This is a genomic window from Paenibacillus sp. FSL R7-0345 (genome assembly GCF_038595055.1).
Taxonomy (GTDB): domain Bacteria; phylum Bacillota; class Bacilli; order Paenibacillales; family Paenibacillaceae; genus Paenibacillus_AQ.
The window spans coordinates 4,394,369-4,411,389 of the sequence record NZ_CP152002.1 but is presented as its reverse complement, the minus strand read 5'-3'; the positions used below and the strand labels follow the sequence as shown (position 1 = coordinate 4,411,389).

At 53.3% G+C, this 17,021-nt stretch carries 17 protein-coding genes; 13 read left to right on the top strand and 4 right to left on the bottom strand.

What is annotated here, in order from left to right:
* The first annotated feature begins 8 nt into the window (after positions 1–8).
* The 5 genes from NST84_RS19000 (at position 9) to NST84_RS18980 (ending at position 7,612) form a co-directional block, all read left to right on the top strand.
* Positions 9–989 carry an ABC transporter ATP-binding protein gene (locus tag NST84_RS19000; RefSeq protein WP_342561731.1) on the top strand — a complete coding sequence of 327 codons (981 nt, stop codon included), beginning with the start codon at positions 9–11 and terminating at the stop codon, positions 987–989.
* On the top strand, positions 982–1,971 hold the full coding sequence (locus tag NST84_RS18995) for an ABC transporter permease (RefSeq protein ID WP_342561730.1): 990 nt from the start codon (positions 982–984) through the stop codon (positions 1,969–1,971). Before NST84_RS19000 ends, NST84_RS18995 begins: the two co-directional genes overlap by 8 nt.
* Before the next feature lie 69 nt (positions 1,972–2,040).
* The gene (gene parE, locus NST84_RS18990; protein ID WP_342561729.1) at positions 2,041–4,023 is read left to right on the top strand and encodes a DNA topoisomerase IV subunit B; all 1,983 of its coding nucleotides are present in this window, start codon (positions 2,041–2,043) and stop codon (positions 4,021–4,023) included.
* A gap of 500 nt (positions 4,024–4,523) precedes the next feature.
* A complete protein-coding gene (gyrA, locus tag NST84_RS18985; RefSeq protein WP_342561728.1) occupies positions 4,524–6,965 on the top strand; it encodes a DNA gyrase subunit A in 2,442 nt (813 codons plus the stop codon).
* Between the two features lie 209 nt (positions 6,966–7,174).
* On the top strand, positions 7,175–7,612 hold the full coding sequence (locus NST84_RS18980) for a MarR family transcriptional regulator (RefSeq protein ID WP_342561727.1): 438 nt from the start codon (positions 7,175–7,177) through the stop codon (positions 7,610–7,612).
* Positions 7,613–7,912: 300 nt separating this feature from the next.
* On the opposite strand, the gene NST84_RS18975 is transcribed toward NST84_RS18980, so the two are convergent.
* Both NST84_RS18975 and NST84_RS18970 read right to left on the bottom strand, forming a co-directional pair.
* On the bottom strand, positions 7,913–8,659 hold the full coding sequence (locus NST84_RS18975) for an RluA family pseudouridine synthase (RefSeq protein ID WP_342561726.1): 747 nt from the start codon (positions 8,657–8,659) through the stop codon (positions 7,913–7,915).
* Positions 8,660–8,662: 3 nt separating this feature from the next.
* Positions 8,663–9,526, bottom strand: coding sequence for a class I SAM-dependent methyltransferase (locus NST84_RS18970; protein WP_342566472.1), 864 nt, complete (start codon positions 9,524–9,526; stop codon positions 8,663–8,665).
* A gap of 238 nt (positions 9,527–9,764) precedes the next feature.
* Between NST84_RS18970 and NST84_RS18965 the strand changes: the two genes are divergently transcribed.
* The 4 genes from NST84_RS18965 to NST84_RS18950 all read left to right on the top strand — a co-directional run bounded on the left by NST84_RS18965 (position 9,765) and on the right by NST84_RS18950 (position 12,508).
* Positions 9,765–10,616 (top strand): helix-turn-helix domain-containing protein, encoded by an 852-nt coding sequence (locus tag NST84_RS18965; RefSeq protein WP_342561725.1) that lies wholly within the window; start codon positions 9,765–9,767, stop codon positions 10,614–10,616.
* 97 nt (positions 10,617–10,713) lie between these two features.
* The gene (locus NST84_RS18960) at positions 10,714–11,079 is read left to right on the top strand and encodes a VOC family protein (RefSeq protein ID WP_342561724.1); all 366 of its coding nucleotides are present in this window, start codon (positions 10,714–10,716) and stop codon (positions 11,077–11,079) included.
* A 194-nt stretch (positions 11,080–11,273) separates the two neighbouring features.
* Positions 11,274–11,726, top strand: coding sequence for a flavodoxin (locus NST84_RS18955; protein WP_342561723.1), 453 nt, complete (start codon positions 11,274–11,276; stop codon positions 11,724–11,726).
* Between the two features lie 2 nt (positions 11,727–11,728).
* The gene (locus NST84_RS18950; protein ID WP_342561722.1) at positions 11,729–12,508 is read left to right on the top strand and encodes a hypothetical protein; all 780 of its coding nucleotides are present in this window, start codon (positions 11,729–11,731) and stop codon (positions 12,506–12,508) included.
* Positions 12,509–12,589: 81 nt separating this feature from the next.
* On the opposite strand, the gene NST84_RS18945 is transcribed toward NST84_RS18950, so the two are convergent.
* Positions 12,590–13,447 carry a GNAT family N-acetyltransferase gene (locus tag NST84_RS18945; protein ID WP_342561721.1) on the bottom strand — a complete coding sequence of 286 codons (858 nt, stop codon included), beginning with the start codon at positions 13,445–13,447 and terminating at the stop codon, positions 12,590–12,592.
* Positions 13,448–13,515: 68 nt separating this feature from the next.
* Complete coding sequence (locus tag NST84_RS18940; protein WP_342561720.1) at positions 13,516–13,809, bottom strand: GNAT family N-acetyltransferase; 294 nt, start codon at positions 13,807–13,809, stop codon at positions 13,516–13,518.
* Between the two features lie 321 nt (positions 13,810–14,130).
* On the opposite strand from NST84_RS18940, the gene NST84_RS18935 reads away from it, so the two are divergent.
* From NST84_RS18935 to NST84_RS18920, 4 genes are all read left to right on the top strand, one after another.
* On the top strand, positions 14,131–14,748 hold the full coding sequence (locus NST84_RS18935; protein WP_342561719.1) for a 50S ribosomal protein L25: 618 nt from the start codon (positions 14,131–14,133) through the stop codon (positions 14,746–14,748).
* Positions 14,749–14,939: 191 nt separating this feature from the next.
* Positions 14,940–15,575: a YhbD family protein gene (locus tag NST84_RS18930; protein WP_342561718.1), complete on the top strand. Its 636-nt coding sequence runs from the start codon at positions 14,940–14,942 to the stop codon at positions 15,573–15,575.
* A gap of 22 nt (positions 15,576–15,597) precedes the next feature.
* Positions 15,598–16,284, top strand: coding sequence for a hypothetical protein (locus tag NST84_RS18925; protein WP_342561717.1), 687 nt, complete (start codon positions 15,598–15,600; stop codon positions 16,282–16,284).
* The gene (locus NST84_RS18920; RefSeq protein ID WP_342561716.1) at positions 16,274–16,951 is read left to right on the top strand and encodes a hypothetical protein; all 678 of its coding nucleotides are present in this window, start codon (positions 16,274–16,276) and stop codon (positions 16,949–16,951) included. The genes NST84_RS18925 and NST84_RS18920 overlap by 11 nt, the downstream gene beginning before the upstream one ends.
* Positions 16,952–17,021: the final 70 nt, after the last annotated feature.

The window sequence follows — 17,021 nt, the reverse complement described above, 5'->3', positions numbered from 1 at the left end:
GTTTAAATATGGAAAAGGTGAGAGAGACAGAGCCGGGAGATGTGGTGCTGTCGGTAAGGGGCGTCCGCAAAAAAATCAGCCGGAAATGGATCATCGACGATGTCACTTTTGATGTGAAGAAAGGGGAAATCTTCGGATTTCTCGGGCCCAACGGCGCCGGCAAAACCACCACAATCCGGATGCTCGTCGATCTGATCCGTCCCACTGAGGGGACGATAACAGTCTGTGGCTACAACGTTAACCGTAATCCCGAAAAAGCGCTCCAATACGTCGGGTCGATCGTCGAGAATCCGGAAGTCTACACCTATCTGACCGGCTGGGAAAACCTGCAGCATTTCGCCCGGATGCAGCCGGGAGTGGACGCGCAGCGGATTGCCGAGGTAGTGGAGATTGTCCGGCTGGACCAGCGTATCCATGACAAGGTCAGCACCTATTCCCTGGGGATGCGGCAGCGGCTCGGTATTGCCCAGGCGCTGCTTGGCCGCCCGCGGCTGCTCATTCTGGATGAGCCGACCAACGGGCTTGATCCCAAGGGAATCAAGGAGCTGCGTGAATTTATCCGCAAGCTGGCTGAGGGCGGCCTGGCTGTCTTCGTCTCCAGCCACCTGCTGAGTGAAATCCAGCTGTTGTGCGACCGGGTGGCCATTATCAGCAAGGGCCGGGTGCTGGCTGTCGGCGGAGTCGATGAGCTTGTTGCCCGCAATTCTCCTTATGTGCTATGGGACCTTGCGCCCGTTCCGGCAGCCAGAAGCATTCTGGAAAAGCATCACGGTATCCGGCTGCTCAGGCTGGATGAAGTTACGCTTGATGACTCGGTAATCGCCGGAATGGGCGGCGGATCAGTCATTACAGCTATGGACGAAGCCATCATTCCGGAAACTGTTGCAGCCATGGTTGCGGCAGGAGTGGAGGTAAATGCCGTGCATAAAATCAATCCTACACTGGAACAGCTATTCTTGAAGCTAACGGAAGGTGAATCTATTGACTAATCTGCTTCCGCTCATCCGCAATGAGTGCACAAAAATTATCAAAAAGAAGCGCTTCTATGTTATACTGCTGATTCTGCTAGTGCTTGTACCAATGTTTACCTATGCGCAGATGCGGGTAGCTGAACGGAGCCGGGACAAGTTCAATTCGGACTGGCGTTTAGAAATCCAGCAGCGGATCACGGATAACCAGAACTCGCTGAGCAGCGACCGCATTCCTGAGGAGTGGAAGTCGTACCGGCGGATTTTTATCCAGCAGCTGCAGTATTATCTGGACCATGATGTTAATCCCAATGAGCCGAGCGGGGTAACCTTTACCCGTGAATTTCTTGATAACTCGGTCTCCCTGTTTATTCCGCTGCTGATTATGGCGGTTGCTTCGGACCTTGTGTCCGGTGAACGGACGACAGGCACCATTAAGATGCTGCTGACCCGGCCGGTTAGACGCTGGAAGGTATTGTTCAGCAAAATGGCTGCCCTGCTCATGTTCGTTTCTCTAATTGTGCTATCGGTGTTTGTGGTCAGCTACCTGGTTTCCGGGCTCGCTTTTGGTTATAAAGGGTTTAGCATTCCGGTATTCACCGGCTTTCAGCTGAGCGGGGATACCGTCGATATGAGCGGCGTTCATTCCGTGCCCCAGTGGAAGTACCTGCTGATGCAGGGCGGGCTAATCTGGTTTGTAAGCGTAGTTGTAGCCCTGCTGGCCTTCATGGTTTCAGTTCTGGTACGAAGTACGGCAGCGAGCATTGTGGTAATGATGGCGGCGCTGATTGCCGGAACCATACTCACGAATATGGCTGCAGCCTGGTCGACCGCAAAGTATTTATTTATGGTCAACCTGGGTCTTACCGGGTATTTGGCGGGCACACCTGCTCCGATTGAGGGAATGACACTGCCCTTTTCGCTGGCAGTACTGTCTGTTTGGGGACTCGCCGCGATAATCATTTCATTCGCCGTCTTTACGAAACGGGATATTTTGAATTAGAATGTACAAAGTGAACGAAAACGTTTGTTTGCATTTCAGAGTAAGTGAGATAGAGAAGGAGGAGCATGAATGCTCGAACAGATCGATATGTTTGCAAAAGTCTCCAAGGACGGCGAAGCAGGCCGGACCGGATACGATGCTGACGACATTCAGGTGCTCGAAGGTCTGGTTGCGGTCCGCAAACGGCCCGGCATGTATATCGGCAGTACGAGTTCTTCGGGACTGCACCATCTTGTATGGGAAATCGTGGATAACGCCGTTGATGAGCATTTAGCCAAATTTTGTTCCAAAATTGACATTACATTACGTAAGGACGGTTCGGTTACCGTCATCGATAACGGCCGGGGAATCCCGACCGGAATGCACAAGACCGGGGTGCCGACTCCGCAGGTTGTTTTTACGATTCTGCATGCAGGCGGTAAATTCGGCGGCTCCGGCTACAAAAAATCAGGCGGACTGCACGGCGTTGGCGCTTCGGTCACCAATGCCCTGTCCGAGTGGCTGGAGGTTGAAATATACCGTGACGGCAAAACCCACCGCCAGCGGTTTGAATACTGGGTGGACAAGAACGGCAAGGAGCATGTAGGGGAGCCTGTCACCGGCCTTGAGGTTCTCGGCAATACGAACAAAACCGGTACGAAGATCACCTTCAAGCCGGATATTCGCGTCTTCGCAAACGGGATTGCCCTGAACTATGATACGCTTGCAGAACGGGTACAGGAGATTGCCTTCCTGAACTCGGGCCTGCGGATCGCGCTGAGTGACGAACGCAGCGGACGCCAGGACGAATATTTCTATGAAGGCGGCGCCAGCCAGTTTGTACAGTTCCTGAATGAAGGTAAGGACACGCTGCACGATGTCATTCACTTCAGTTCGGAGAAGGATGACATCGAAGTTGAAGTAGCGCTGCAGTATAACGCCGGTTACACCGAAACGCTGGCTTCGTTCGTAAACTCCATTCCTACCCGCAGCGGCGGAACCCATGAGACCGGGTTCAAGACAGCCTATACGCGCGTGATGAATGAATACGCCCGCCGGACGCAGCTGCTGAAGGAAAAGGACAAGAATCTCGAGGGCAACGATCTGCGCGAAGGTATGATGGCCGTCATCAGCATCAAGATGGCTGAGGTCGAATTCGTCGGCCAGACCAAGGATCAGCTCGGCAGCGCCTCTGCCCGCAGCGCCGTCGATTATATCGTGGCCGAGAACATGGCCCGGTTCCTTGAAGAGAACCCGCAGGTGGCCCAGAGCCTGCTGAAGAAGTCGATCCAGGCTTCGAAGGCACGCGAAGCGGCGCGTAAAGCCCGGGACGAGATCCGCAGCGGCAAGAAGCGCAGCGAGAGTTCCAATCTCGGCGGCAAGCTGTCACCGGCACAATCCAAGGACGTGACCCGTACCGAGCTGTTTATCGTCGAAGGGGATTCCGCCGGCGGATCGGCCAAGCAGGGCCGTGATTCCAAGATCCAGGCGATTCTGCCGCTGAAGGGCAAGCCGATGAATCCGGAGAAGGCCAAGCTGCTGGATATTCTGAAGAATGATGAATACAAGGCGATCATTTCGGCGATTGGCGCCGGGATCGGCCCGGATTTTGCCGTAGAGGACAGCAATTATTCCAAAATTATTATTATGACTGATGCCGATACGGACGGCGCACATATTCAGGTGCTGCTGCTGACCTTCTTCTACCGTTATATGAAGCCGCTGATTGATGCCGGCAAGGTGTTCATCGCCCAGCCGCCGCTGTACAAGCTGACCCGCAAATCGGGCAAGCTGCAGACCGTGCGTTATGCCTGGAGTGATGAAGAGCTGCAGAACTACCTGAAAGAGTTCGGCAAAAACTTTGAGCTGCAGCGTTATAAGGGACTCGGCGAGATGAACCCGGATCAGCTGTGGGAAACCACGATGAACCAGGACACCCGGACCCTGCTGCAGGTGCAGATTGAGGATGCTGCCAAAGCGGAGCGCCGTGTCTCCACGCTTATGGGTGACAAGGTTGACCCGCGCAAGCGCTGGATCGTTGAGAATGTTGATTTCACAGAGATAATCGAGTAGAAGCGGTCAAGTTATAAGCGGAAGTGACGATTGCTTCCGTGATTGTTGATTTTCGTGATACGCGTGCGGAGCAGGCGGATTTGTTCTGTAGGAGCGTAGCGTAGGCTTAAATTCAAATTTCAAAGGTACTATATAGATTGATTCTGAAAAAATATATTTAGGAAAAAGTGGCGGAGGGGAATTTTGGAACTGTAGGAGCGGTAGCGACCGCCTGAAAGCTTTTCGCAGAAAAGCTAGCTACGGAAGCATATGCAGTCTGCGGATTTCTACCGCGAAAGGCGGTTATAATCAGGAAATCTGCAGACAACAGCGGCCGGAAGTCCAAATATTCTCTGGAGTCACAGCGAAGCCTTAAATAAAAAACTCAGATTTAATCTATATTGTTGCTATATTTGAAGATTGTAAGTAGCGGAGAGCGGAAGAACAAGCCAGCCTGCGAAGCCCCGCGTGAATCACTGAATCAAATGCTCGGATAGATTGAGGAACAGAAGGTGAGCCAAGTGAGCAGTTTATCAGAACAATTTTCGCCGGCTTTTCTGGAAGAGGTCGTCGGTGACCGCTTTGGCCGGTATTCCAAATATATTATTCAGGACCGGGCGATTCCCGACGTACGCGACGGGCTGAAGCCCGTGCAGCGCCGGATTCTGTATGCGATGTACGACTCGGGCAATACCCCGGACAAGCCGTACCGCAAATCGGCTAAAACCGTCGGGGACGTTATGGGTAACTATCATCCCCACGGTGACTCGTCCATCTATGACGGTATGGTCCGCATGGCCCAGCCGTGGAAAATGGGACATGTGCTTGTAGACGGTCACGGTAACTGGGGCTCGATGGACGATGACCCGGCAGCTGCGATGCGTTATACCGAAGCCCGCCTGTCTCCGATTGCGATGGAGATGATGCGCGATATCGAGAAGCGCACCGTCCTGTTCAAGGACAACTTTGACAATACCGCGAAGGAACCGGTAGTTGTACCATCGCGTTTTCCGAACCTGCTGGTTAACGGAACAAGCGGGATTTCCGCAGGTTTTGCGACTGAAATTCCGCCGCATAACCTGCGTGAGGTTATCGACGCCTGCATCGCCGTGATGCAGAAGCCGGATATTCCGCTGGAAGATATCATGACCTTTATCAAAGGTCCGGATTTCCCGACCGGCGGTACGATTATGGGCGGCGACGGCATTATGGACGCTTACCGTACCGGTAAAGGGCGGATCTACCTGCGCTCGAAGACTGAAATTGAGAATTTGCGCGGAGGCAAGCAGCAGATTATTATTACCGAAATTCCTTTCCAGATCGTAAAATCGCGCCTGGTTACCGCGATGGAGAATATCCGGCTGGAGAAAAAGATCGACGGTATTGCTGAAGTCCGCGATGAGAGCGGCCGGGAAGGGCTGCGGATTGTAGTTGAGCTCAAGAAGGAAGCCGATGCACAGGGTGTGCTGGCTTATCTGCTGAAGAAAACTGACCTGCAGGTTACGTATAACTTCAATATGGTAGCCATCGTCAACAAAGCTCCGCAGCAGCTTGGACTCAAAGCGATTCTGGAGGCCTATATCGCCCACCAGCGTGAGGTTGTGACCCGCCGCACCCAGTTTGACCTGGAGCGCGCAGAAGACCGTGCGCATGTCCTGGAAGGACTGGTTAAGGCGCTTAACATTCTGGATGAGGTTATTGCTGCGATCAAAGCTTCCAAAAACCGCCAGGATGCCCAGAATAACCTGGTCTGGATGTTCGGCTTCAGTGAGCGGCAGGCTGATTCGATCCTTACCCTGCAGCTGTACCGGCTGACGAATCTGGAGATTCATTCACTGCAGAAAGAGCTCGATGAAATGCTGGCCCGGATCAACACGCTGAACGGCATTCTGAACAGCGACAAGAAGCTGATTTCGGTTATCCGCAAGGAACTGCTGGAAATCCGCGATAAATACGGCATCGATCGCCGCTCGCTCATTCAAGGCGAAGTAGAGGAGCTGAAGGTCAGCCTGGAAGTGCTGGTTAATGCAGAAGATGTGTTAGTGGCGCTGTCAGCCGACGGTTATATCAAGCGGACGGGCATGCCGTCCTTTACACGCTCCGGCGGCGAACGCAATGCTTCCGGGGTCAAGGAAGGCGATCATATCGTCAAGCTGCTCGATCTGAATACCCGGGACAGCCTGCTTGTCTTTACCCGGAAAGGACAGTACTTCCTGCTTCCGGTTCATCAGATACCGGATTTCAAATGGAAGGAGCCGGGGACAGCAATCGTTAACGTCATCAGCCTGGCCAAGGGTGACAGTGTCGTCACCATGCTGCCGGTCAGCAATCTGGACGATCCGCAGTCCAGTCTTGTCTTTGTTACCCGCAAAGGTCAGGTGAAGCGTACGGAGCTCAAGGAGTATTCTACCAGCCGTTCAGGAGCTGTAGCGGCCTGCAAGGTTGCTGAGGGCGATGAGATTCTCACAGTCGCGCTAAGCAGCGGGGAAAAGGATATCGTGCTGATAAGCCGTGAGGGAATGAGCATCCGGTTCAAGGAAAGCGAAGTGAACCCGATGGGCCGTGTAGCCAGCGGGGTTAGAGGTATTCAGCTGCGCGAAGGCGACGAAGTGGTCTCTTGCTTCTGGGTTAGTGAAGATGAGGGAGAGATTCTTACAGTGACCGATATCGGTTACGGCAAGCGCAGCCTGCTGGTAGATTATCCTTCGCAGAGCCGCGGCGGCAAGGGGATGCCGACCTTTGAATTCAAGGAAGGCAAACGTGTTAAACCGAACGGCAGCCGGATCGCCGGTGCGTTCCACTGCAAGGAGCCGCTGGAGCTGGTCGCTATTACCCGTGACGGGCAGGTGCATACCTTCTCAACTGAATCGGCACCGCTTGGCGAACGCCGTTCCATCGGCAAGGTCCTGGTTCCGGTGGAGAAGAAGGATGAGATTCTCTCGCTTTTCCCGGCCATTAAATAGCGGATAAAGCCAGTTTAAATAATATAAGTGACAACGGCGCGTGCGCAGCTTTCCGGAAGCTGAGCATGCGCCGTTTTATTTTGCCGAAAGGAAAAATTAATCCTGCGGGCTGGTCATATAAATATTTTTTTGTTTAGCAGGAAATGGAATTTATTTCTCGAAAATGTAGATATACCGGATAGAGATCCGCAGGGAAGGAAGGAATAAGTGTGCACTCCTCTGAATTCAGTAAAATATGGCACAAAATATTAAAGGATTACAAATTACATATGGACAGCAATCTTGCCCCTACACTGACTGATGCCCAGCTCACCGTACTGGAACTGCTGCAGGAAAGAGATGCTATGAAGCCTTCCGATCTGGCGCCCCATCTGGCAACCAGCCCGGCGGCGGTAACGATGCTGCTTGACCGGATGGAGAAGAACGGACTGATCAAGCGCGAACGCGATGCGGCAGACCGGCGGATTGTCTGGGTGAGCATTACCGAGGTAGGCCGGAACGAGACCGCGCGCGGACTTAAGGTGCGCAGTGATTTTTTTGCCGAGGCGCTCGACCCGATCTCATCGCATAATCAGCAGCTGCTGTTGTATCTTATGGGCAAGATGGCGGTAGCTCCAGCCCCGGCACCTGAAGGCTCGACACCGTAAACTCCGGAGTGGATGAAGGTTATCTGCTTTAGGAAACGATTCCACAGGATGTAGCTGAAACAGCTAAGTGGAAAAATGCTAACTAAATATAATTTTTCTTGAAAAAAGGCTATTAAGTGGAAAAACGTCAACTAAATTGGCTGTTTATAGCTCTAGGATCCATTTGGAGCAGATTAAGTGGCGTTTTTCCAACTAGATTTCTAATTCACCCGTTCAAGGGTAAATTAGATAGCGATTTTCCACTTAGATTGAATCTGGAACCAGTTGTCTATCATATCACACCCAAAAAACAGGCCATCCTCAGCGGATGGCCTGTTTCTGTACCTGCTGCGGCCACAGATCCCAGGGATGGGCCTGCGGGGGCAGCGAGATGAGCTCGGTATCTTCTTTGGTAACCGGGTGCGGAAAACCGACCACAGCCGACCAGAGGGCAATCTGCTGGCCGGGACGGTTCACGGCAGCGCCGTATTTCTGGTCTCCGAACAGCGGGCAGCCGATTCCGTTCAGCTGTACACGAATCTGATGCGAGCGGCCGGTCAGCAGATCGATCTTCAGCAGGCTATAGCCTTCGGCATTGCCGAGCACGGTGTAGTCAAGAATGGCCTCCTTGCCGCCGGGAGTCCCTTTGCGGACAATGGAGACGGTGTTGCTCTTGGCATCCTTCAGCAAGGTGTTGACCAGCCGGCCTTGGGAAGCCGGGGGCTTGCCGTGGACAACGGTCAGATACACCTTGCGGAAGACATGGGTGCGGACACTGTCCGACAGCCGTGAGGCTGCCTTGGAGGTCTTGGCGAAGATCATGGCGCCGCCAACCGGACGGTCCAGCCGGTGCACAAGCCCCATGAAGACATTGCCGGGCTTGTTATACCGTTCCTTGATATCCTCCTTGAGCAGGCTCAGAAGATCTGGGTCGCCGGTGGCATCCTCCTGCACAGGAATATTTACCGGCTTCACAATGCCGAGCAGATGGTTGTCCTCGAACAGGATCTCAAAACGCGACTGTCCGCCGGATTGTCCTTCTGCGGCGCCGTTATGCTGCGTATTCATGGCTTACGCCTCCCAGCGGCCCAGAATTCCGCAAGGCAGGTTCATGCCGGAAGTGGTGATCGGCAGTCCGATTTCACCTGAGGTCAGCTTGCCGCCGTAACGCTTGCCCATGGTCATAGAGAGCATATTGCGCAGAACGGTCGGCGAGATGCCGGTGGTGTAGGAATTGATCAGCATGAACAGCGGTCTGTCACTCATGATCTCCATACAGCTTTCGAGGAACGGATAGAGGCTGGACTCCAGCTTCCACATTTCGCCTCCCGGTCCGCGGCCGTAGGACGGCGGGTCCATTATAATCGCATCGTATTTGCTGCCGCGGCGCTGTTCGCGCTGCACAAATTTGAATACATCGTCCGTGATAAAACGGACTGGACGTTCGCCGAGACCGGACAGCTGAATGTTTTCTTTTGCCCATTGAACCATGCCTTTGGCTGCATCAACATGCACAACCGAAGCGCCGGCACTGGCTGCTGCTACAGTAGCTCCACCGGTATAAGCGAACAGGTTAAGTACAGAAATCGGGCGGTTCGCGCCAGAAATCTTGTCCATCATCCAGCTCCAGTTGGCTGCCTGCTCAGGGAAGAGGCCTGTATGCTTGAAATTAGTCGGACGCAGGTGGAACTTCAGCTTGCCGTAGCTGATCTTCCAGTCGTCCGGAATCGTTTTTTTCATTTCCCATTGTCCGCCGCCGGAGGAGCTGCGGTGGTAATGTCCATGCACATCACGCCATTTTGCTGTCTCCTGGGTCAACGGCCAGATAATCTGCGGGTCCGGACGGCGCAGGATGATGTCACCCCAGCGTTCCAGCTTTTCTCCGCCTCCGGTATCAATAACTTCATAGTCTTTCCAATCGCCTGCAATATACATCATTAATCCATCCTTCAAAAATTCATTTAGACTTTATTGTACAACATTTAACAGGACAGCTACAAACAAAAAGGTTGCGAAGCTGCGACTATTCTCAGCTTGCCCATCCGGCCTGCCCGCCATAATGGCTCAAAGTAATTACGTCCAGACTTTATATGCCGTTACTGATTGTGTATGATCAGAGTTACAGGAAGCGTGGACAGCGGGCGTTATTCCAAGAGAGAGAGGAGGAACAAGTGTGTACAATCTGGCACAGTTGTATTATCCGGTTACCGCCAGACCGGGCGGAGCAGGGGAATTTATGCCGTGCAAGGCGCTACGGCCCTATATCCGCTGCTTCTGGGGCACTGCAATGGAGCAGCCGGAGTACTCCTTGCTGACGGACAAGCTGCCCGGCCGGCCGGCGGAGCGGGAAATCATTATCCCTGATACGTGCATGGACATCATCTGGGAGTGGGATACAGCCTCCGGTGCTGCAGATGGCGTATTTTGCGGAATCAATGATACTCCGTTTGAAGTGGCCGGAGATGGCGGGACAGCAGGCAGGCAACGTTTTGCCATCCGGTTTCACTTCTGGGCCGTGCAGCTGTTTGCGGATGAACATCTCCGGGATGTAAAGAATTTCTACGGGGAAGTAGACCGTTACTTCAATTCCTTCCGCAAGGAGCTGGGGGAAAGACTGGCTGCAGCGCGGACACTGACAGAGCGGATTGCCTGGGCTGAGGAGTATCTGCTGCGCCGCCTGAATAGTGCGGGTAATGTCAACAGCGGGCTGATGAACGCGGTACATGCCATTTTGCAGGCCAAAGGAGTGATGTCGGTGTCGGGACTATCTGCCGAATCGGTGCTCAGCAGCCGGCAGCTTGAGCGGCTGTTCCGCGAATATATAGGCATTTCCCCGAAGCAGACAGCCGATCTGGTCCGGTTTCAGAATGTGTGGCGGAATCTGTATTCCCCTGCACCGCAGTTTCGTGATATTCAGGATCTCGTCCATGGCTTCGGTTACAGCGACCAGTCGCATTTTAACAACAGCTTCAGGAGGTTTGCCGGACAGACTCCGCGTGAGGCGCTGGCATATGCGCGGAAATGAAGGTCGCATTTTTACAATACAGGGGCGGGACTGGCGGTTAGAATGGATACAGTAGCCGGGAATGGCTGACATCACATAGGAAAAGAGGGAGCTCTGCATGATCTCAGCATTTGAAGGAATTAACTTGTATACGAAGGACACCGCTGCTCTGGCGGCTTTTTATTCAGCGGTTCTTGGAATTCCCGTCCCGTTCGAGGGGTTCGGCAACAGTGACGGGGCAAAGATCGGCTTTGCGGGCGGGCTGCCGGGTATTATTATCTGGGACGAGCACAAATGGGACAAGCTTACGACAGGGGTTGTCAACCTGGTATTCTCCTGCAGCAGCCTGGATGAGACTTATGCGGAGCTTAAAGCCCGCGGGCTTGATTGCGAACCGCCGGTTACGATGGAATACGGGGGCAGAGAGATGAACTTCAAAGACCCTGACGGCAACAGCATTACTTTGCTTGAAGGCGCATATTAAGCCTAAGAATATTTTCCGAACACAGCGTGTAAAAGAGGGAGACGGACAATAGCCTGACTGCAGGGCGATTGTCCGTTTTTTTATATGTTGACAATGAGAATCATTATCAAATAGAATAGGAATAATTCATTCTGGCTTCTGGGTACGTTCAGGGGCCGTTATATACTTCAAGCATAAATAGGGAGGACAGAATCATGGCTAAGGTGCTTGTGGCATATGCCAGCTTAACGGGTAACACGGAAGAGATTGCAGAACTGATCGCAGAAGGAATACGCCAGGCAGGCGGGGAGGCCGTGTTGAAATCGGTAACCGACTGTAACGCAGATGAGATAAATAACTATGATGCTGTACTGCTGGGAGCTTATACCTGGGGCGACGGCGAGCTGCCGGATGAATTTCTTGATTTCTATGAGGAGATGGATGAGCTGAATCTGGCCGGCTATAAGGCGGCTGCCTTTGGGAGCGGAGATACCGGATATTCCATATACTGCGGTGCTGTAGATCTGATTGAAGAGAAGCTGAAGGAGCGCGGGGCGGAAGTTGTGCAGGAAAGCCTGAAGATTGAATACGGCCCGAATGCGGCGGAAAAGGACAGCTGCCGGAATTTCGGACGCCAGTTTCTTGAGACCTGCGCGGCGGTTTCCTGACGATGGGCGGCGCGGCAGGAATGATGGACACGGGAAAAGCGGATGCGCAGGCGGTCCGGTACGCCAGGCTGAACGATTTCCGCATGGAGCACATCATGCTGGGCGGCGCGGAGTCGCTTGCCGTCGGAGCCGCTTCGACCGGGCTTCCCCGCTGGAGACAGCAGGTACAATATGCAATCGGCCATACGCTGAATGATTTCTACAGCCTGCAGCCTGCGGTGCGCCGGGAGACACCGGTTCAGTTTCTGCTGGAGCGGCGCTGGCCGCTGAGAAGCACCGCTTTTCCGTCGTTGATGCATTATTGGGATGTAAAGACGGCGGTGGCCGATGAGCTGATGCGGCTGGCACCAGTCAATCATACAGGGGAGATTCCAGTTATGCTCTATGAGCAGTGGCACACCCCGGTACCCGAGCTGTCAGTCGAGCTGGCGATGATCTTTCAGCTGGCCTGGAATTCGCAGCGCAGCGGGCGCTGCCTGAACATACAGAAATTTATGGTGTCCGGGCATGAGGATGTAATCACCGGTTTCCTGCACATGGCCAATGTGTTCTGTCACAAGGCTTACGGGGAGCCGGCGGATACGATCGAAATCTACTCGCTGATGGACGGCCGGAGGCATATTTTTGACGGGGCGGGCGTGCCGCTCACGGAATCGCTGGATTATGTGCGGCTACTGTCCGTATTCCTGGAACAGGATAAGACGGCAGACCGGAACGTCAGTGTGGACAGCCGCAGGAATGAGAAGAGCGAGGCTGCCTTTGGCGGGTTCGGACTGATGTAGTTTTATTGAGACGAGGCAGATATGAAAAGAAAGCCCCCGTCCTCCGGCAAATCTGCCGGAAGGCGGGGGCTTTGGTATGTCCTAAAGGGAGCCGGTGTACCGGTAATAGTCCTGCCGGTTCACAATAACAAAGCCGCAGCTTTCATATAGCTTCAGGGCGTTGGGATTGTCCAGGGATACTTCCAGATTCACCCCGTTGTAATTACGGCTCTCCCGTTCGATCGTCTGCTGCAGCGCACTGCGGCCGATACCGAGTCCACGCAGCTTCTGGTCAACGGTAAAGCCGTAAATCCAGGTTTCGTTGTTATCGGTCCAGAGCCGCATTTTGCCGGCCGGCCGGCCGTTCAGCTCGATGATAATATGCTCCTGCAGCGCTTCATGCCGCTGCTCCTCAAACATTTCTGCTGCTTCTTCCTCAGACAGATCAAATCCCGCGCTGTCCAGCTGAATAAGGACAGAGGATTCGTCCTCACGGGCAGGGCGCAGCGTTACCGTTCCGGCAGCGGAGCTCACTTCTCCCGGCCCCTGCAGGACGGCTGCCTGATCCCATTTCATCTGGTATTCGGCATGATTGAATTTCAGAGGCAGCGTCTTCAGGAAGCCGGCAGCAGATGATGAGACCGCCGGGGCATTCAGAAGCAGGGTAGAGATATTGCGCTTATGAATCTTGTTCTGCGCAAGCTCCCAGAGCGATGTAAAGATGCCTCTGCGCCGGAAACCCGGCCGGACCATGCCGCATACCTCCATCTCGCCGCCGAACCCGTACAGGCCGATGAAGCCGACCAGTTGCTCCTCCTCATAAGTGACAAGCCATTCTGTTCCTCCGGCCTCAGGGGTATTGCGCAGCATGTCCCAGTTCAGCTTCAGGGAAATTCCCTCATATTGCTCGCAGCGCAGCTGGAGCTCTTCAATATCTTTTAACGTATCCGCAGAATTCAATCCGTTTCCTCCTCAAGTTGAGCTAATACTCTTGCCGCTCTTCATGCTCCCCAAGGAAACGGCCAGCGTTATGATGCGCTTCCGTCTCCGCTGAGCACGTCCGAATATTCCTTGTGCCGTTCAAACTGCTTGACGGCATAAGGGCAGACCGGAATAATTTTGACACCCGCTTCACGGGCCTTTTCCACTACTTCCCGCACCAGCTTCTCGGCAGTCCCTTGTCCGCGCAGCTCTTCCGAGACATAGGTATGATCAACAATCCAGTTCCCTGTAGCCTCTTCCAGCCTGTATGTAATCTCGGCAAGATTCTTTCCGTCACCTGCAATATACAAACGGCCTTCACCTTGTTCAATTTGTTCCATATTCTTCACTCCTGCCTCTGTAATATGGCTTTATTTTACTATTCTAAATGACAAAAAGCGAGGTCTGATGTTTACCCGGCGGCAAAATGGGGTTAATAAAAGACTAATCGGGCCTGTAGCTCAAGTAGGCCTTGTTTCTATTCGCAAGGTTCAGTCTTCTCAGGCAGCATCTACAGAAGCACTATGCGACGCAGCTAAGCTGACAGCATGTGCACCATGCTTGTCGGCGACCCACAAATCATGGCAAATGCTTTCGGAGCGAGTTTCGTTCAAAGAGACTCACGGAAGCAGAAGCTAACTAAACTACTAGGAGGAACTATCATGAATACTACAATTCGTTTGACTGAAAGATCCGGCTCGGCTTCTGCAACGCGGAACAAAGGCTTTGTACCGGTTGTCGTCTACGGTGCAGGTTCAGATACACAATCCTTTTCGGCAGATGCCAAGGCCATTACAGAAATTGTCGGCAAAAACCCCCGGGCGATCCTCAAGGTTGAGCTCCCGGATTCCGGCACCAAAAACGCTGTAATCGCAGAAATTCAGCGCCAGCCGCTTTCCCGCAAGCTGCTGCATGTCGATCTGCATCAGATTGATATGAAGGCAGAGCTGGATACGAAGGTTGCTTTCCAGTTCACAGGCGAACCAGCCGGTGTAAAAGCAGGCGGCATCCAGCAGGTCGAGCTTTATGAGCTGGATATCAGAACGTTGCCGGATAAGCTGACCCCGACCTTTGAAGTGGATATCACCAATCTGGAGATCGGTGACCAGCTGCTGGTATCTGACCTGCCGAAGCATGAAGGCTGGGAGGTACTGACACCGGAGGATACACTGATTGTGCGGATCTCACCGCCGATTGTCCAAGAAGATCCGGCAGAAGGCGAAGCTGCAGAAGAACCGGCAGCTGCGGAGAATGCGGACGAAGGCAAGACAGAAGAATAATATCCCGGCGTAACAGCAGGGTATATACAAGGAGCAGGCCTTTCCTTAGCGGGAGCGGCCTGCTCCTTTTTGTGTAGTGGGTTAAACAGCCGGGATAGATCAAAGTAGTGTGAAGGAGAGAAGGGAGCGGTCCTTTATCGGGATTTACAACGTAACAGTGTTATGTTACGATAGCGCCAAGGAGTGATCGTATGGAAGAAGAATTGATATCCAAGAAGGAACTGCTTGAACTGACAGGAATCTCTTACGGCCAGCTCTACCGCTGGAAACGCAAGCAACTGATTCCGGAGGAATGGTTCATCCGCAAATCGGTGTTTACTGGTCAGGAAACCTTTTTTCCAAAGGAACGGATTCTGGGGCGTATCCATAACATCATTAACCTGAAAGACGGGTTTTCTCTGGATGAACTGGCGGATAAACTGACTGATACGGCGTTGGTTAACGGACTAGCTTTTACAGCGGACCAGATTATAGAACGTAACATTGTTTCGAGAGTGTGCCTGGAGCGGTTCGGGGATATTATGGACAAAACGAAGACGTATGATTTCGGGCAAGTTGTACAATTGTTCACGTTAGACCGGCTGCTCAGCGGTGGAGAGCTGAACCTGGATGAGGCGGATCAGCTTTTTCACACGCTTGCCGAGCAGACACCGAGGTTTGGAGCGAAGGGCTGGGAGCTGTTTTTTATCCGGAAAATGGGGGTTAGCTTCTTCCTGCTCAGTGCAGCACCGGCAGAAATCCTATTCGATAAGGGAGCCCGGCTGGTAGTGCGGATAAGTCTGACTGACATAATGGAGCAGCTCAACGGAAAATTAAACAGACCATGAATGTTACGGGAGGGGCTTAAAGATGGATGAACAGCAGTTGCCGGATTTATTGCTGACAGGAGTTACCGGAGGAGCAGGGGGCCGTTATAACAAGGTGTCTTTGGACGGGGTGTGCAAGGTTAACGGAAATGTCAGTGCCAGGATGTTTCAGGGAAACGGGGTCATCACCGTTCTGGGGGATGCTGTGACGGAAGAGCTGCAGGCTAACGGGAAAATAAAGATTAACGGCAGCCTGCAGGCGGAGCGGATCGGGGGAGACGGCCTGGTGACTGTAAACCGGGATCTGCGCGGAGAAAGCTGCAGACTGAACGGTAAGCTGAACGTCAAAGGAAACTGTGACCTGGAAGAACTGAACGGTGAGGGTGTATTCGAAATCAAAGGTCTGCTTAGCGCAGGGCATGTGAATTTTACACTGCATGGGCAGGCGAAAGCAGGAGGAATCGGCGTAGAGAGTCTGGTTATCCGCAGCCTGGACGGAGGAATCTGGAATAAGCTGGCGTCCAGCATCATATCAAAGCTTAAAGCGCAGCTGATCACGACAATAATTGAGGGTGATGTGCTGGATCTGGAATGCACGAGCGCGGAAGTGGTGCGCGGCGGCGTGGTAAGGATCGGACCGGGGTGCAGCATCGGCCGTGTGGAATATTTGACTGAGCTGACGGTTCATCCGGATGCCGCAGTAGGAAGGGTGGAGAAAAATGGTGAATGAAGCTGCAGATCGGAGCAATCTGAAGGTACTTGGTACCTCAAGTTCATTAGGCGGTTTTTTTCAGGACGTAAAGATAACCGGAGAGTGCAGATTTAACGGGGATGTTGACTGTTTCAGCCTCAGCATAACCGGGGAAAATGAAGTGTCCGGCAGCCTGAAGGTGGAGAAGCTGAAACTGGCAGGTGAGCTTACGGTGAACGGCTGGCTGAAAGGCGGAGCATTGCGCGGGCAAGGGGACATCAAGGCAGGCAGCCTCGCCGCCGAGCGGCTGAAGCTCAGCGGAAGCCTGGAGACGAGCGGAAATTGTGAGGCCGAGGAGCTGGAGCTGAGCGGAGCCCTGCAAGTGAAGGGGCTGCTGAGTGCGGATAAGCTGCAGCTGAAGCTGTATGGTCCGGGCAGCGCAGCTGAGGTTGGCGGCGGCACGATTACGGTCAAGCGGAGCAAGAGCAAAGCGCTGCTCCAGCCGGGACAGCATGCGGAGATGCGGTTCACCTCCGGGCTGATTGAAGGCGACTATATAGAGCTGGAGAATACGCATGCGGACATCGTGCGGGGCGAAAAGGTGATTATTGGTGCGGGCTGCGTTATTCAGAAGGTGGAATATAGCAGCTACTTGGAGATTCATAAAAGTGCGGTAGTTAAGCAGCCGGTGAAGATTGTGAAATAAATGGAATTGAAAGTGAAGAACTGACTCCGGCATTATACATGACTCTAAAATAAATAAATGCCGCCTCGCC

Excerpts from the sequence above, each read along its gene's own strand:
- NST84_RS19000 (WP_342561731.1), top strand. The coding sequence starts at position 9 with ATGGAAAAGGTGAGAGAGACAGAGCCGGGAGATGTGGTGCTGTCGGTA.
- parE (WP_342561729.1), top strand. The coding sequence starts at position 2,041 with ATGCTCGAACAGATCGATATGTTTGCAAAAGTCTCCAAGGACGGCGAA.
- NST84_RS18975 (WP_342561726.1), bottom strand. The coding sequence starts at position 8,659 with ATGAATACGCAGCATAACGGCGCCGCAGAAGGACAATCCGGCGGACAG.
- NST84_RS18970 (WP_342566472.1), bottom strand. The coding sequence starts at position 9,526 with ATGTATATTGCAGGCGATTGGAAAGACTATGAAGTTATTGATACCGGA.
- NST84_RS18960 (WP_342561724.1), top strand. The coding sequence starts at position 10,714 with ATGATCTCAGCATTTGAAGGAATTAACTTGTATACGAAGGACACCGCT.
- NST84_RS18955 (WP_342561723.1), top strand. The coding sequence starts at position 11,274 with ATGGCTAAGGTGCTTGTGGCATATGCCAGCTTAACGGGTAACACGGAA.
- NST84_RS18950 (WP_342561722.1), top strand. The coding sequence starts at position 11,729 with ATGGGCGGCGCGGCAGGAATGATGGACACGGGAAAAGCGGATGCGCAG.
- NST84_RS18940 (WP_342561720.1), bottom strand. The coding sequence starts at position 13,809 with ATGGAACAAATTGAACAAGGTGAAGGCCGTTTGTATATTGCAGGTGAC.
- NST84_RS18935 (WP_342561719.1), top strand. The coding sequence starts at position 14,131 with ATGAATACTACAATTCGTTTGACTGAAAGATCCGGCTCGGCTTCTGCA.
- NST84_RS18930 (WP_342561718.1), top strand. The coding sequence starts at position 14,940 with ATGGAAGAAGAATTGATATCCAAGAAGGAACTGCTTGAACTGACAGGA.
- NST84_RS18925 (WP_342561717.1), top strand. The coding sequence starts at position 15,598 with ATGGATGAACAGCAGTTGCCGGATTTATTGCTGACAGGAGTTACCGGA.
- NST84_RS18920 (WP_342561716.1), top strand. The coding sequence starts at position 16,274 with ATGGTGAATGAAGCTGCAGATCGGAGCAATCTGAAGGTACTTGGTACC.